Genomic DNA, 18,061 nt, shown 5'->3' with positions numbered 1-18,061 from the left:
AAGAATAAGGAAAATTTGGGTGGTTGCGTGAGTAACTAAAAAACTTAAACCTAACCCATTTAAATCCATGAAAAAATTTTTACGATGTTCTTCACTATGGTTAATAGGTTTTCTCCTATTCCATTTCCAAGGTGTTGCTCAAAGTAATACAATAACAGGAACTGTAATAAGCGCTTCCAACAACACGCCACTTCCCGGAGTAACAGTTGCTTTAAAAGGTAAATCGCGCGGAACGGTGACAGATAGCGATGGAAGGTTTTCAATCGTCGCAGAACCTAATGATGTTCTTGTTTTTAGTTTCATTGGAATGGAGACTTATGAACAAACGGCCGGTGCGTCTAGCGACATAACGATATCACTTAAAGAGAATCTCAAAAGCCTTGAAGAAATTGTTATTGTTGGTTATGGTGAGCAGAAGAAAACTAACCTTACAGGGGCGGTAGCATCAGTTGATACAAAGGTATTAGAGTCGCGACCTATTGCAGATGTAGGACGCGGCCTTCAAGGTTCAACTCCAGGCCTAAATATAGTAATACCAAGTGGTGAAGTGGGCTCTGATCCCCTAATAAGGATTCGTGGTCAGTTTGCCTCCATGCAAGGAGGTGCTTCTCCTTTAATCCTGCTTGACAACGTTGAAATCCCATCTCTTCAATTAGTAAATCCTAACGATATTGAGTCAATATCTGTATTGAAGGACGCGGCTTCGGCGTCAATCTACGGTGCGAAAGGTGCCTTTGGGGTAATATTAATAACGACAAAGAAAGGCGCAAAAAAGGAAGGCGTTACTGTTTCTTATCAGGGAAATCTTTCTTTCCAAAATCTTTCAAAGGAAATGAAGATGGCAGGGATTGATGGTATGGAGTACACCCTACTTGCTGCTGAACGTGTTGGCAGTACTGCGTCGGGTGCATTTTGGTATGTTACAAGGGAAGGATATGAGAAAGCTAAGGAATGGCAGCAACAATGGGGCGATATTGTGAAGCCTAATGATCCTATGCTGTATGGACGTGACTGGTATGTAAATGCTAACGCTCAAAAAGTTGGATTAAGAATGTATGATCCTTATGAATACATGATTAAGGAATGGACTCCTACTCAAATACATGATTTCTCAGTGAATGGGCTTAGCGGAAAAACAAACTACAATCTTGGTTTTGGTTATCTCGATCAAACTGGTTTGATTAAGCCCGCGAAGAAGGATGATTTTAGTCGATACAATGGATCTATTCAAATTGGTACGGAAGTAAATAAGTGGTTGAAGTTTAATGTTGGAGCGATCTATTCTAAAAGGGTAAAGAATTATGCATACGCTACCAACTCAACAACTGCTGATCCATGGTTGTATTTATACAGGTGGGCATCTACTTATCCTATGACTACGGAGGATGGTGATCCTATTAGAAGCCCTGCTTATGAAATTGCTGCAGCAAATACTGCTTTCCAAGAGAGAAATTATACAACTTTGAACGGAGGGCTAACAATTACTCCAATAAAGAATTGGACGATCAAATTTGATTTTACTCATGCTAATGAAGAATACATTAGCAAGCGACCTGGTACGCGCTTTACTGCAAGAGATTCCTGGAGCGCGGCAGTTCCTAAAAATGATGAAAACGGAAACAGGATATATGTGAATAATGCAGGTGAGGTAGTTGCTGCTACTGACCCCGGAACAATGCCTGCGTTCAAATTGAATCAAACCACATATACCGCTCCTGGTGCTAACCCAGATCATGTATATCGTATCGCTCAAAACGATCAACGCAATACGATTAATTTGTTTTCTACTTATGACCTAAGTTTAAACGAAGACCAGAACTTCAAGTTTATGTTGGGTATGAACAGGGTAGGATATAAGTACGCTTCTAACTGGTCACAGATTACCGCGTTAGCCGACATTTCAAACCCTCAATTTGATCTTGCAGGTGGGACGCAAACTGCCGGTGGTGCCGAGTACTGGGATTCTCAACTGGGATTCTTCGGCCGTGTTAACTACAATTATAAAGAGAAGTATTTATTAGAAGCCAACATGAGGTATGATGGTACTTCTAAATTTCCGAAAGATCTGCGATGGAGATGGTTCCCGTCATTCTCCGCGGGATGGCGAGTAAGTGAAGAGTCGTGGATGGATTGGGCCAGCGCGTTTCTTGATGAGTTTAAAGTACGCGGATCATGGGGAACAATCGGTGATCAGTCAGTACCGAACAACCTTTATCTTCCTCTTCTTAACGGAGGTCTTACAAACTGGGTAGTTTCAGGAGTCAGACTCTTTCAATTTGGTGCGCCCACAGTTGCTCCTGCCACTCCAGGTTATAGTACGCCACTTGCTGTTTCATCATCTGTAACCTGGCAGGACATTACCACACTAGATCTTGGCGCAGACGTTAGGGTGCTAAAGGGCGCTTTAGGAATTGCGTTTGACTGGTTCAGGCGTGATACAGAAAACATGATTGTTCCCATGGAAGGTATTCCTGCTACCTTTGGAAACCAGGCACCCCAAAGTAACTTTGGTTCTTTAAGAACGAAAGGCATAGAACTTCAGCTTGATTATACGCATCAATTCGAGAATGGGCTTCGATTGAATTTTGTAGGTACGTTCGCAGACGCAGTTACCAAGATCACCAAGTACGGCAGTACGAAGAGTATCGGTACAGTAACAAGTCCATCGTGGTATGTTGGCAGAACATATGGTGAAATATGGGGATATGAGACCGATCGACTTTACCAAAGCAATGATTTTATATATGACGGCAATGGGAAATTAGTAACTACTGTTGTAAATGGAGTTACCATAAATCAGCTCGCAGATGAAAATGGTGCAACTCAGGAAGAGTTGCAATCAGGTAACTTCAGATTTGGACCTGGTGACGTTAAGTTTAAAGATTTGAATGGCGATGGTGTTATTAATGATGGAAACAGATTACTCGATGACCATGGCGATTTAAAAGTAATTGGTAATTCCACGCCACGGTATGAATATAGCTTTAGGGCAGGAGCAGACTTCAAAGGAATTGATTTTAATATTTTCTTTCAGGGTATAGGAAAGAGAGAACTATGGGGAGAAGGCTTTTTGGCAATTCCCGGCTTTAATGCAGCTGATGGGGCGATGCCTCAAGCTTTTGCTGGTAACTTCTGGCGCGAAGACCGAACTAACGCTTTCTATCCAAGACCTTATAATCAAGCCGGAAGTAGCACTACTTTAAATATGCAGCCGCAGACAAGGTATTTGCTCAATATGGCATATTTGAGAATCAAGAACATAACTTTAGGATATACTTTACCATTGTCTCTTACTCAAAGAGTTCACTTATCTAAGGTTCGTATATATGGCTCATTGGAGAATTTCTTCACCTTCCACCACTTAGGAGATCTCCCAATAGATCCTGAAGTAGTTTCAGGAGTCTCTATGTGGCGGGATGATGCAAATTATAATTCGGGGCGTACGGGAGTTGGAGTTCCAACTTTTAAAAGTGCATCAGTAGGTCTTCAATTGAGCTTCTAAAACATAAGAAATCATGAAAAAATATTCTATTATAATATTGGCAATCGCGCTTGTTCTTGGCAGTTGTGATGATTTTCTTGACAGACCGCCATTAAGTCAAATGAAGGAAGAGAACTTATGGACAACCGAAAACAGCGTAAGGTTATTCGCAAATGGTTTTTACTCGAATTATTTTGCAGGATATAATACAGGATTTACCCTTAACTACGCACCTCTCAGGGGATATACCTTTTCTGATGATCTTACATCAACAGGAAAACAAACGAGTTTTGAAATTCAGGCACCACCATCTAGATCATCTTTAACAGAAACTGCAGATTGGTTAACCACTTATGCCGGTCCTACCTGGAACTATACCTGGGTGAGAAAATCAAACATGATGCTGGAAAATGTAGAGGAGATGAAAGGCGCATATCTAACAGATGAAGCATATCTACACTGGAGTTCTGTTGCCCGTTTTTTCAGAGGTTTTGAATATAGCCGTCTTGTTGGTGTTTTTGGAGATGTACCTTACTACGATCATGTATTACGGGAAGAAGAGCAGACCGAGATGTATAAGGACAGAGACGACAGAACACTTGTTATGGACAAGGTATATGACGATTTTGTGTATGCATTGGATAACATGCGTTTAGTTGACAACGGTAACAGCCAATATTTAAACAGACATATTGCAGCAGGCTTTATCTCTCGTTTCATGTTATACGAAGGTACCTGGCAGAAATATCACCTTGGGAATTCCGAGAAAGCAAAACAATATCTTGAGTTGGCTGTGATAGCGGCAGACCTAGTGATGAAAGCTGGTAAATGGAATTTTGGAAGCACCTTTAGAGCGCTGTTCGGATCAGAGAGTTTAGAAGGTAATCGTGAAGTGCTCATGTACAGGCAGTATGACGCTGCTTTAGGAATAACGCACAGTATAGCATCATATTCAAATATTACTGAAAGTCAAACCCCTGCTGCAAATCTCGATCTCGTAAAATCTTTTATCACCACTGATGGTCAGCCTTACCAGCATTCGTCCGTAGCAGATGCGGTTAAATTTGATATCAGGACGCTTCAGCGTACACGTGATTCACGTTTCGAAGCTACGTTCTGGGATGTGCCGAGGACGCAATCTGCAACTTTGTTGTACGCAGACAAATTTATTGACAGGGAGGGCCCCACATTTGCAGGAGGAACGTACCCACCCAAGTATGGATCAAATACTAATACAAACGATGCCCCTGTAATGCGTTTAGGCGAAGTTGTTTTAAACTGGATTGAAGCAAAAGCCGAATTGGAAACGATAGGAAGCACCGCTGTAACTCAAGGAGACATAGATGCCTCGATCAATGCAATAAGGAGTCGTCCGCTCGATCAGCTTGCCGTAGAAAAGGGAGTTGTAAAAACTGCTTCTCTTGACATCAATGCGTTGCCAGATGACCCTGATCGCGATGCTGATGTGCCAGCTCTCATTTGGGAAATACGAAGAGAGCGTAGAATGGAATTTGTATTTGAACATACCCGCTTGATGGATATTAAGCGTTGGAAGAAAATTGAATATATGAATGGTGTAACAAATCCTGACATCCTTCTTGGCCCTTGGGTTGACTTTCCAGCTGAGAAAGCCGCTAAAACTATTGACTGGCTGATTCCCGCGAAGGTGAATCTACTGAAAGTAAAAAAAGCAGATGGTACTGTAGTTACATATAACGGATCGAATGCGGCAGACATGGTAGGTTTTTATATTCCTGAAAATGTTGCTAACAGAGATCCATTTAATGACAGAGTGTATTTAGCCCCCGTTGGAAACAATGAAATCAGTCAATATCTGGAACGTGGTTATACACTTACTCAGACCAAGGGCTGGTAGGTAAACCAGGTTGTTATTTTTTACAACTAGATTAAATTGGTTTGGTTTAAGGTCCCTCTCCAAATTCTTTTGGGAGGGCCTTTCTTATTGATACTACTCTTTATATTTCCAAAACTTCGGCTTGCCGTTCGTATGATTGATGTTTCAGGAAAGGCGCTTATTGTCGAAATTTGTTTTGTCTGCTATTTTAGAAAAGCGATTACATGAGGACTGCATATCAAAGACTTTTAATTATTCTTTCTTTTGTTTCTCAGTTATCCATTGCACAGCACCTTCCAGGTTCTGATGTTCCCTTCATTAATTCATCACATAAGTCCTGGGTCGATTCTGTGTTTAACACCTTGACGATAGATGAAAGGATAGGACAACTCATCATGGTTGCGGCTTACTCAAACAGAGATGAAGCCCATAAGCAAGAGATATTGAAGTTAATTCGGGAGCAAAAGATAGGAGGGTTGATTTTTTTTCAAGGAGGCCCTGGCAGACAAGCCCGGCTTATCAATGAGTATCAGGCTACATCTAAAGTTCCTCTATTGATTGCAATGGATGCAGAATGGGGCTTGGGAATGCGGTTGGATAGTACAATCAGTTTTCCCTATCAAATGACACTTGGTGCAATCCAGGATGATAGTCTTGTTTATAACCTTGGCGTTGAAGTTGCGAGACAACTTAAACGATCAGGTGTTCACATAAATTTTGCCCCAGTAGTTGATGTCAATAATAATCCAAGTAATCCTGTTATTAACTACAGATCGTTCGGTGAAGACAAAAGAAATGTATCCCGAAAGGCAATTGCTTATATGAAAGGGATGCAGGATAATGGTATACTTACCACTGCAAAGCATTTCCCAGGTCATGGAGACACAGGCACTGATTCTCATTATGCATTGCCTCAGATAAATCATTCGAGAGCCCGCCTGGACTCACTCGAGCTTTATCCTTTTAAAGAAGTTATTAAGGCTGGGATAGGCGGAGTGATGGTGGCTCATTTGAATATTCCTGCCCTAGATTCTTCTTCCTTGCCTTCAACACTGTCAAGAAAAGTCATTACAGATCTCTTAAGGAAAGATCTTGGATTTAAAGGACTGATTGTAACGGATGCGATGAATATGAAAGGAGTAACATCAAGTAATCCTCCAGGTATTGTAGACCGAGATGCCATCATTGCCGGCAATGACATGCTAGAATTTACGGAAGATGTGTCACGAACTATTGCAGAGATTAAAAGAGCTATTAACCAGAAATTAATAAGCCAAAAAGAAATTGACGACAAATGCAGGAAGATACTTGCAATTAAGTTTACAGTAGGATTAAAGCAGCGTCAACCTGTTAAAACATCAGGTATTGCCCGAGAGCTTGTTACTCCTGATGCCCAATTACTCAATAGTACCCTGATAGAGAAGTCCATCACAGTGTTAAATAACCATGGCAATTTATTGCCAGTGCAAAGACTCGACACAGTTCATATTGCTTCGGTTTCAATTGGAAAGAATGGCGTTAGTCCTTTTCAAAAGACTCTTGGATTGTATACAGAGGTACAACATTTCGTTCTCCCTAAAGATGCTAACGCGGAATTGGTTGATTCATTAAGAAAGCAGCTTCAGAACTATAACCTCTTAATAGCGGCTATTCACGACGATGGTATTAGACCTTTAAATAAACTTAGCTTTTCAGATCCCGTACTTACTTTTATTACTGATGTTGCAAATAGAAAGGGCTCAATTGTTTCTGTTTTTAAAAATCCTTATGTGATTGATAAGCTTAGTTCAATTGAAAATTCTGATGCCCTGATTGTCACATACCAGGATAACGTGAACACGGAGGAACTTGCAGCACAACTTATTTTTGGTGGAATAGGTGCACGAGGAAGATTGCCAGTAAGTATCGGGCAGAAGTTTCCTGTCGGCGCAGGAATTGACGTTGATGGAGGAATTCGGTTTAAATACACAATACCTGAAGACGCACAAATGAACTCAGGTATTCTTTACAGACGAGTTGATTCATTAGTAAACCAGGCGCTGTCTTTACGGGCTATTCCCGGATGCCAGGTGTTAATAGCGAGAGATAAAAAGGTGGTACTGTATAAAAGTTATGGATATCATGATTATGCTGATACAATCAAAGTAAAAAATACCGATCTATATGATCTTGCTTCTGTGACGAAGATTTCAACCAGCCTTCCTTCACTTATGAAGTTGTATGATGAGGGACACTTTAAACTGGATGCCACCCTCGCTGATTACCTTCCTAAATTTAAGCGATCAAATAAATCAGATATACCGATGTCTGATATATTAACGCATCAAGCAAGATTTAAACCATGGATTCCTTTTTACAAGAATACGGTAAAGAAGAATGGCGGGTATAAATGGTTTACGATTAAGAGTGACTCATCTAAACGTTTTCCTACAAAACTCAAAGATAAGATGTATTTACATAGGCACTACCCTGACAGGATTGTCAATACGATACGTAAATCTCCTTTAGAAGCGGAAAAGAAATATTTGTACTCTGACTTTTTCTTCATTCTTGCACCAAGAGTTGTAGAAAGCATGATTGATGAAAGTTTTGACTATTATATCTATAAGAACTTTTACAAGCCATTGGGTGCAACTACCCTTACTTATAATCCAAGAAAGAGATATCTGAAGAATTCTATCGTTCCAACGGAGCATGATTATTATTTCAGGCATGAGCCAATACATGGAACTGTTCACGATGAAGGTGCAATTATGTTAGGTGGTGTTTCTGGTCACGCTGGGCTTTTCGGAAATGCTAATGATCTAGCGAAACTTATGCAAATGTATCTGAGTATGGGAGAATACGGAGGTACGCGCTATATCAAATCAGAGACATTGATGGAATGGACAAAGTATCAATTTCCGGAAAACAATAATCGAAGAGGTTTAGGCTTTGATAAACCGAATTTAAAATATCTGGGTGAGAATAACAATGCAGCAAAAGACGCCAGTCCACTAAGTTTCGGGCATACCGGTTTTACCGGTACAATGACCTGGATGGATCCTCAAACTGGCCTCTTGTACATCTTTCTTTCCAATCGTGTAAATCCTACACGCGACAACACAAGGTTGTATCAGTTAAATACCCGCACTAAAATCCAGCAGGTGATGTATGATGCCCTTTATCATGAGAACAACAACACGCATTAATATTATGACCCTATTTTTACTTTAAACTACTAATATCTCTTCCTATATTGAGCTGAGTTACTATCAGATACTTGATGGTGTGCAACTCATTCGAGGTAGATGACAAGCAATGTTTATAATACCCGTCATAAAGTATACGCTGGAAGAAAGAGTAGCATCCAGCTGGATACTTATGTACAACAAATGTTTGCAAGCGGCAATGGCTCGTTGCGTGGCGTTTTAATATCCGGAAATACAGGTACTGGAAAGACGTTTTTCATCGAGAGTTATCTTGAAAGATTTGAAGGTTCAAGTCCATTGCTTATTGCCCGGCATTATCAGCAACATCAGAACATTCCCTACTTTGGTTTTAAATATTGTATCTCTGATTATTTAAGTAAAGTTTATAATCGATTTAATAAAGCGGAACTTCAGGATTTTGCCGCAGCACTCAAATCGTATTTAGGTGAAACTTTTTTGTTGCTTGCAGATTATATACCTGAACTGTCTCTGATATTCGGGAAAGAATCAGTAACTGCGCAATACCCTCCAGTAACTATAGAAAATCAGCTATACCCTCTATTTAAAAAGCTTTTTGAATTTCTAGCCCATTATTACAAAAGGCCTGTTTTGTTTTTTACTGATGATCTGCAATGGATCGATGCTTCTGGAATTAATCTTCTGAAATACCTGCTAATCAGCTTATCAACAAAAGAAATTATATGGATAGGTGCATGCCGTACTTATCAGAATAAAAGTCTGCTGCTGCACCAATTTGCAGAAGAGCTTCATTTTTGCAAAATACAATTTGAGGGGATTACCTTAAAAGGACTTGATCGAGAGGAGGCCAAGTTGTTTACAGAAATGACGTTATCTGGAAAATGTCACGGTAATATGGTTGACCTCTGCTATAGTTTGACCGAAGGAAATCCCTCGCATTTGCAGGCATTACTCGAGAGTTTAAGAAAATCGGAATTAATATGGCTAGACGAAGGCGTTTGGTCTTGTGATGTTTCCGCGGTGTCGGAGCAGTTTTCGGGATTAAAAGCAGAGCGAATACTATGGACGCATGTAAGGAGACTTTCTTTTGGTGCTTACAGCGTGCTATGCATTATTGCCTGTATGGGGCGGTTTGACCGAGGTATTATATTGGACTGGATGGGAGGTGACGAGCAGAAATTAAAGAGCTTATTGAATGAAGCTGGCGATGCTGGTTTGATTGAATTTGATGAGAATGAAGTTCGCTTTTCTGAGATGCAGATCGGTGAAATGATATATAATAAATTGTCTGATGCCAGAAAGCTTGAAATTCATTATACAATTGCCAACTTATTTTATTCCCGCGGTCTGGAGAATTTGAGCAGTACTGAGATTGTGCTCATGGCAACAAGCTTTAATAATTCATTGGATAAGGTAAGGCGAGATCAAAAGCAACTTTTATCCGCGCAGTTAAATTATGAAGCTGGAAAAATTTCTCTTCAGGACAAAGCATCAGATCAAGCCAGATACTTTTTCAAGATGAGTGCTGAGCTTTTGAAGGAATGTGACTGGGATCAGGTATACGAACTAGCCTGGTCTGTTCACATGGACCGTGCGCGGCTCGAATATATTTTAGGTGAGTACGATTTGGCTGAAATTCATCTTGATTATTTACTTGAAAGGACCTCAGACCCAATAAAGAGATCAAAGGTTTTTGAGCTAAAGGTAACTATTAATAATCACTTGGGACGTTATCAAAAGGGTGTATGGATTCTAAAAGAAGGTTTAGCGGAACTTGGTTTAGAGTTGCCTCTAGACGAGCAGATATTGCATCTTGAGTTAACTCATCTTAAACGCTCGCTTAATGTACAGGAAGAAGGCCCTCACTCCAACATGGTGATAGAGGATGGAAATCATAATTATAAAGATGCTGTTCTAAAACTACTTTATGTTGGCGGTATGAGTTTACATCATACGTCAGATGTATTGATGACATGGGCTGCGCTACAGATCATATTACGTTCGGGCCGTACAAAAATATCAGTAGTAAAGGCAATTGGGTATGTGTCGTATGGACGTATGCTTATCATTTCAGGTGACATTGAAAAAGGTTTTGAATACGGTGTAAAGGGCCTTAAAATTAACGGTTTGCTTAGTGACATCAGCTTGCGTTGTCGTGTATTTGGCGTATATGCTTTTTATATACAACCATGGAAAAAACCATTTGCCGACAGTTACAAGCTTCTTGATGAGGCAGCTGACGCAGGCAGAAAAGCAGGCGACTTAATTGGTGTATACATACTTAAAACGCATCATCTTAATCTCCATTTTATCTCAGGGTTGTCGTTAACCTCACTCTTACAAATGGATTTTGAGGAGTCATATCCCGGAATGGAGTTAACTTACTATATCACCCATTATCAAAAGAGTTTAATAAGGTTTTTAACGGGAGATACTGAAGTTTTCTCTATACCGAGGCAAAACCCTCCATCACTAGCAGCGAGGTTAACAATTCAGGAGGAAAAGTTCTATCGCAATTACGTTTGGGGACGATATTACTTTTTATTTGGTTATTATGAACTCGCGGCAAGAGCATCTGAGGAAGCACATGATAATTGTAAATTGCAAGAAGGATCTCCGTTGTTACCTGCTAACCTATTGATTTGGTTTTTATCTGTAACGCAAAACTGGCTTAACTATTCTAGCGAAAAGCGTAACTCGTATGAGAAGAGGGTCACAGAAGTGTTACATTCATTCAGAACATGGAGGCAGTATGCACCACAGAATTATGAGGGTGCATGGCTATTGATGAATGCCGAATGGAACAGGGTACAGGATAACGATGAAGAAGCATCGATATACTACCAGAAGTCACTTGATGCATCTGGTTCTAATATTTATCACCGTGCAGTGACTAATGAACTGTGGGGTAAATACCTGCTATCCGTTTACGGATCCGAAGGTCCCGGGCTAGAACATTTGCTGACGTCAATAGAAAGTTTCAGGGAATGGGGAGCTTCTGCGAAGGTGGAACAACTATTACAACAATATGCAGCGATAGTCTCTGACGGCAGTTTTAGAGCGCAAATGGATATTGAAACACTTCAGTATGAGTTAAGCGGAGATTTGGAAGTAGGATCATTGGTAAAAAAGCTCATGGTATTACTGTTAAGAATTTCAGGATCGACACAGGTTGTACTTGAGTTGGTAGAAGATAAAGGACAACGGATTTTATATGACAGTCTCTCTCTTTTGAATTATCCTCGTGGAAGAACGAATCTTTTTCCTACCTCAATGATCTTAATGGCGTTAAAGTCGCAGCATACAATAATTGTCAATGACTCAAAGGGTGACAGAACCTGGAGAGAACATGAGTCTATTCAAATGCGTGGAGTTAAGTCTTTCATGATTCTTCCTGTTACGTTAAGTGATCAATTATCAATGGTTGTTTACCTGGAAAATACTTTTGCTAAAAACTGGTATACGAATGAAAGAGTTAAGGCGATAAGGATTGGAGCTAATCAAGGTGCTATTATTTTAGAGAATGCACGGATACACGAAAGATCATTAAAGTTAAACGACGAGCTTCGAAAAGAAATGCAGGAGCGTGAGCGTCTTTCGTCTTTGATTGATGCGCAGAAGGATGCCCATCTTAAAGCAGTAGTGCAGGCCCAGGATAATGAACGAAAGCGTATTGCCAGTGATCTCCATGATAGTTTGGGATCACTTCTTTCAAGTGTTCGTTTGCGTTTCAATGGGCTTCAACATGATTTTGAGGTTCGGATTCCTGAAAAAGCAACTCGCTACAATGACACTTTAACACTGCTGGACGAAGCGATAGCAGAATTGAGACAAGTATCACATCGGATGGTACCAGTCTCTCTGAGCAGGTTTGGTTTAAAATCAGCACTTGAAACATTTGTTGAGCAAATTCAGACATCGGAACAATTGGAGATTGATCTCCAAGTTCTGGGATATGAGCGCAAGCTATGTGAAGACCTAGAAGTTGCTGTCTACAGAATTTGTCAGGAGCTTGTTCAAAATGTTATTAAACATGCTCAAGCAACCATGCTTCGAATTCAAGTCATTCAACATGATGATTGCTTGAATTTGATTGTTGAAGACAACGGAATAGGAATCAAGAAGGATAGTATCTTTTACGGCCTTGGTTTGAGTACTATACAATCCAAAGTAAATTTGTTTCATGGAACATTTGGTATGGAGAGTCAACCTGGAAAGGGGATGCAAGTTCTAATCGACTTCCCGTTGGAAGAATCCACCCATTGCGAATAGCCTTTTCAATGCTGTTATTTTATATCCTCGACTAAGATCTTCTCAATGTTGTCTCCTTCTTCCCAGTCGAGCAGGTTGTAGGGATCAATGCCTCCCCGGGCTGGTTTTTGAGGTACTGTAACGGTGATGGATTGCTCGCCTGAATGAATAAAATGTTTTTGTACATATAATGGCTTTCCCAAAATTTCACCTGGTTTAGCAGGGGCAAATACTCCAACTTCTACCCACTGGTCCACTGGAACCTCTGTTTCTACGCCTGCGCTATCCGCAACTACTTTATGAGCTTCGATGTCGAAAGTTACTTGCCAGTTATCTTTATCTTTTTGCTCGGCCTTTGCTTGTTTAGTATTAAAAGTCCAAAAAGCATTTACTTCGAACAGATCATGAAGCAAATTTTTCAGGGAATCTGGAGTGACTGCTTGCAGTTCGTTGTATAGATCAATGGTTGTCGCAAGAGAAAACTTCTTCTTTTTGATCAGTTTGTTAAGTGCATTGTTAATGCGTGCTTCCCCAACGTATTCGCTAATTGCATGCATTGCGTATGGTGCTTTGCGGTAATTTGCCCAAGGATCCATTGCGCGGAGCAGGGGAAGACCAGTGCGTATGGGAGGCCAAGGATTAGGTTCACGCATGAAACTCATGAAACGTCGAAGGGCTTCGCGGCTTTTCTCATTCTTCACAAGCTGCATAGCAGAATACCAAGCGAGGCCTTCAGAGATGACTCCACCTCCTTCGGCAAAAGCCGGCTTTAGTTGCACTCCCCACCACTGATGTCCCATTTCATGTGCGACAATTTCGAACATGGCATCGAAACCTTCGCCTTTCGGATCGAGTAGAAAAAATCCTTCACCTCCTGTTATCACTCCACTGCCATCGACACCCATCCCTATAAAATTGCCCGGTTGCTCGATGATTTGCAGAAAACGATATGGGTATGTGCCGAATTGTGACGAGTAGTAGTCAAGCGATGCCCGTACGCTTCTAAGGAGCCGCTCAAGGTGCTCAGCGTGGGTAGGGTGGATGAAGAGCTGAAGGTCTATATTATTCCACCGTTCCTGATGGACCTTATACTTTGCGGAGAAGAAAATATATTGGCCATTAATCGGAACATCACTAACATATTGAAAATAACTACGACCAGATTCATTCCATGTACGACGCAATTCTCCTGGTGCCACAGCTACCTGATCTGAAGTAGTGCTTATAATTGCTTTAAACGTTGCCGGACTGCTTGAGGCAACACCAGGGTCAATATCACCTGGGGCAGGAAGCGTAACCTGGCGTGGAAGGCCATGCTTCCTACGGCCTTCAGCGTCCGATAGTTCACGAAGAGGCTGGTATCCTATTACAGGCAAAGCGCCACCAGTAAAATATGTTCCGTTATCAAAAATACCGATGCCGGCTCCTGTATTTCTGAAGCCTCGCGAGCTGTTGAAACCTTGCGGCTCGAACTTTACATCGAAGCTTAGAATAAGTGAGTCACCAGGCTGAAGAGGCTTGTTCAGCCTGTAAATGTAGTGGCCAAGCTTTTCATCACCGATAAGCAACTTTAATGGACGATCAAACCTTATGCTTGTGGTCACATAGAAAGCGGGTTCTACATGAATAGAATCGATTGGGAAATTGCTTTTGTTAACAAGGCGATAGGTGCCATTTATAGTAGCGACTTTCCGGATAGGATCAATATCAATCTTCAAATCTGTTGCTGAACGCTCGGGTTGAGTGATGCCTTGATATCTTCCATAAAGACGTTCGTACTGTGCACGACGCTCGACATGCTCCTCGTCAGTAATGTATTCGTTAAGTACATTTGTGTTGTAGAAAATATAGCTTCCTAATCCAATAATAAGTACTATTGAGATACCAGTTGCTACCTTGACTGGTCGATTGAAGTTTTGAACTGCTATTCTAATCCGTGTATTGAATCGTACTTCCTTTCCACGTATCCATAGTAGTCTTGCAACAATAGACAGGAGTAAAGCCCATGCTGCCCAGTAAAGCCTAAGCCATAGCCAGGGAACTATCGACTCAAGTCCACGCATGTCGGTAAACAACCACTTGGGTCCTGATGCATAAACAAGAAGATCGTGCTCGATGCCCAGGAAGGATGAGAAGATGATCAGCATGTATAAGGTGAGTGCTACAAGATGTGCGACGTACTTTTGGTTTACAACGACCTGCACTATAAACGCAAGTGCTGCGAAGAGCAGGTAGTCAGTTAACTGAAGCCCCAGGAGGACTTGTACATATCGTACAATCTGAAAATCGTGGTAATCTTTAATTACCTGTACAATTAACCCCACTACTCCCGTGATTGTCATGAGCGTTGCGAGTACCAAAGCAAGTCCTATAAACTTGCCAAGGAAAAGAACCCATCCTGGTACTGGTGTTGCGTCTACACACTCGCTCATTCTAACGTCACGTTCCCTCCATATCAAGTCGCCGGAAAAGTATATGGTGAATAGGGGAACCATAATCCAGTAGTTATTAGGTGCAGTAAGCAGGCCAGTAAGATGTCGCATCAATAGGTGAGGTGTTCGTGGTAACAGGGAAATACCCCAGTGCTGCATTTCCACCAGTACAACAAAAGTTAGCAGCATCGGAAAAGCTATCAATAAGAAAAGACCACCAGGACTTGCGGCAATTGTTTTGAATGAGCTCAAAGCAGTTGCTATTATTTGTTGAAGATGTAGCCTGAAACTAGACGATTGGTGTATTGATGGGAGATAGACCTGCGTTTGAGCCGATAGCTCTATGTCAGCAGTTGAGATTTCTCTTCGGGGAAGTTTACGCATAAGTCTACTCCACAAGCCATTGGAAATGCGATGTGCCATTCGAAAGCGCAAGTACATTAAAGCAATGGAACCTAGCGCAATGCCCAACCAGAGCAAGCGATTCCAAAGCATTGCACCTTCGAGGGTAAACATGCGAACGTTCTTCTCAACGATTGTCCATTTCGACATCATCTCGTTCATGATAGCCATAACGCCAATAGGATCTGCCAGTAGTGCACGATTTCCAAATCCACCAAAGTATAGTGCGAAAGTGACAGGATACGAGAGAAAGAACAGGATCAAGCTACCAAAATAACTCGCCATGGGCCTGCCTGTGAATAGTGCTATAGAAAACTGAAATGTAGTAGCAATTATTGCATTGGTTAATGCAATAAAGCAATATGCAGTTATGTAAGCCATGGGACGGAACGGACCAATTATCTCAGGGTTGGCACCAGGACCATACACGGCTAGCAAACTGCCAATCTGAACTCCAATAAGAATAAGTGCATGCAGTGCAAAGGCAGCGAGAAACCGACCTCCCAAGTAATAGGATTTGGTAACAGGACTTGTATACATGAGGGGATGCATCAAAGTTTGGAGATCACGTGCTGCGGCGTCACCTGCTATAACAGGCGAGAGGAGTAACCAGATCTGACAACTAAAAACTGAGACCGCTGTGATAATGAAAGGAGAATTGAGAATAAAATCCTGCGGAAGAGTAACGGGAACAATAGCGATACGTGTTGAAAAGAAAGCAAATACGATCATCACGATGAAAGAAAGCCACGGCCATGAACGGCGCAATTGGTATGCAATTTCGAAGCGGAAGATTTCCAAAAATTTCATTGTTAACTCCTATCCTTTTATTGCTGAACATGTTGTTGGTACTGGCCGGCCATGGCGGTAAAGTAGACGTCTTCGAGGTTTGGTTGAACCGGTTCAAAATCACCCAATGATTCTTCACTGTAAACATGGATCACTGTGCGGCCACTCAATAATTTGGTAGAGATGATGTTATATTCATGTTCAAGCTTATGCAGCTCGCTTTTCTGAATCATCTTTCTCCAAATCTTTCCTTTGAGGCCTTCTATGGCTTTCAGTGGTTCTGCTTCGTGTAGAATTTCGCCTTTATTAATAATAGCCATGCGTGCGCATAGCTCACTTACATCTTCAACAATGTGCGTAGAGAGAATTACAACGCTATTTTCGCCGAGCTCACTTAACAAGTTGAGGAAACGCACCCGTTCGGCAGGATCAAGCCCGGCAGTCGGTTCATCTACAATTAATAGTCTTGGATTTCCTAATAACGCTACAGCTACACCAAATCGTTGTCGCATTCCACCGGAGTATCCACCTAATTTCTGTTTACGAACGTCCCAGAGATTTGTCTTTCGCAGGAGTGCTTCTACTACTTGCTTACGCGACTTGCGTTGGGAGAATCCTTTCAGTATTGCAAAATAGTCAAGGAGGTCTTCCGCCTTTGATTTAGGGTAGACACCAAATTCCTGTGGTAAGTAGCCCAGCGTCTTTCTTACCAAATCCTTTTCCTTTACTACATCTATTACATTTACATGCTGTAAATCAAGAGCCGACTTTGAACCAATGAGATGAACAGTTCCTTCGTCGGGTTCCTGCAATGTTGCCAGAATGCGCATAAGCGTTGATTTGCCCGCTCCGTTGGGACCGAGAAGTCCATACATGCCATTGGGGACAGTAAGGGTTACATTTTTTAAGGCATGAACGCCATTAGGATAAGTTTTTGAAATATTAGTAATCTGGAGTGTCATAAAGTTCTGAGCTCAAAGATTAATTATGCGGGAAGGATGTAAAGATGATTCCTTTTCCCGCATGGATATAAAAGTATAGAAAGAACTTTTAAATACAAAGTTCTTTTAATGATTCGGGTGAATATTTTTTTTTTATGGTAGGAGAGACGAATCGATTAAAGTAGTTCGGTTTAGTCAATATTAATAGAGAATGGCTCGTATGGTGCAAGCTATTGTTAATCAGGCAGGGGTAACATTAAGCGGTTTTCCACTCTTTCTCCACTGATTCTGCACTCATTAATTTATTTTCAATTATGTGGCATTGTCGGAGGTTTTTGACACTATTTGTCAAAAGTGGGATTTACCTTTCCAAAAAAAAAGAAATATTCATATGGCATTTGTAAGAGAAAATGACCTTACAGAAGGTTTGAGTGGAAAATTTGGTCCTAAATTCGTTTTTAAGCAATTAAGGGGAAAAACTGTAGTTGCACGGCGCGCTAAGCCTACTACCAAAGAAAGTGCTCTACAACGTGGTAATCGAGACCGGTTTAGGAACGCTACTGCCTATGCGAAGGCTATGATGCTGATAGCTGAACGTAAAGCATACTACTGGAAGCGTGCCAAGAAACTGAAATTACCTAATGCTTACACGGCTGCCATTGCTGATTATATGCGCAAGCCGAAAATTGAGGAGTTGACTATTAATGCAAGTAATGCTGCGGTTAACCTAAGGATAAAGG

General features: G+C 41.2%; 7 protein-coding genes. 5 read left to right on the top strand and 2 right to left on the bottom strand.

The window, feature by feature from the left end:
• The first annotated feature begins 67 nt into the window (after positions 1–67).
• From KK060_RS20550 to KK060_RS20535, 4 genes are all read left to right on the top strand, one after another.
• Positions 68–3,502, top strand: coding sequence for a SusC/RagA family TonB-linked outer membrane protein (locus tag KK060_RS20550; protein ID WP_254155760.1), 3,435 nt, complete (start codon positions 68–70; stop codon positions 3,500–3,502).
• 13 nt (positions 3,503–3,515) lie between these two features.
• On the top strand, positions 3,516–5,357 hold the full coding sequence (locus tag KK060_RS20545) for a RagB/SusD family nutrient uptake outer membrane protein (protein WP_254155758.1): 1,842 nt from the start codon (positions 3,516–3,518) through the stop codon (positions 5,355–5,357).
• A gap of 203 nt (positions 5,358–5,560) precedes the next feature.
• Positions 5,561–8,527 carry a serine hydrolase domain-containing protein gene (locus KK060_RS20540; RefSeq protein ID WP_254155753.1) on the top strand — a complete coding sequence of 989 codons (2,967 nt, stop codon included), beginning with the start codon at positions 5,561–5,563 and terminating at the stop codon, positions 8,525–8,527.
• Positions 8,528–8,626: 99 nt separating this feature from the next.
• Positions 8,627–12,778 (top strand): AAA family ATPase, encoded by a 4,152-nt coding sequence (locus KK060_RS20535; protein ID WP_254155751.1) that lies wholly within the window; start codon positions 8,627–8,629, stop codon positions 12,776–12,778.
• Between the two features lie 14 nt (positions 12,779–12,792).
• On the opposite strand, the gene KK060_RS20530 is transcribed toward KK060_RS20535, so the two are convergent.
• Entirely contained in the window at positions 12,793–16,401 is a 3,609-nt protein-coding gene (locus KK060_RS20530) for an ABC transporter permease/M1 family aminopeptidase (protein ID WP_254155749.1), read from the bottom strand.
• Between the two features lie 17 nt (positions 16,402–16,418).
• The gene (locus KK060_RS20525) at positions 16,419–17,342 is read right to left on the bottom strand and encodes an ABC transporter ATP-binding protein (RefSeq protein ID WP_254155747.1); all 924 of its coding nucleotides are present in this window, start codon (positions 17,340–17,342) and stop codon (positions 16,419–16,421) included.
• Positions 17,343–17,712: 370 nt separating this feature from the next.
• On the opposite strand from KK060_RS20525, the gene KK060_RS20520 reads away from it, so the two are divergent.
• Positions 17,713–18,061 (top strand): hypothetical protein (locus KK060_RS20520; protein WP_254155746.1); only part of this gene is annotated, 349 nt, incomplete at its 3' end.

The organism is Chryseosolibacter indicum (assembly GCF_018598585.1).
GTDB lineage: Bacteria > Bacteroidota > Bacteroidia > Cytophagales > Cyclobacteriaceae > Chryseosolibacter > Chryseosolibacter indicus.
Note: the sequence above shows the minus strand (reverse complement) of the source record. Positions and strands in the feature narration are given on the sequence as shown.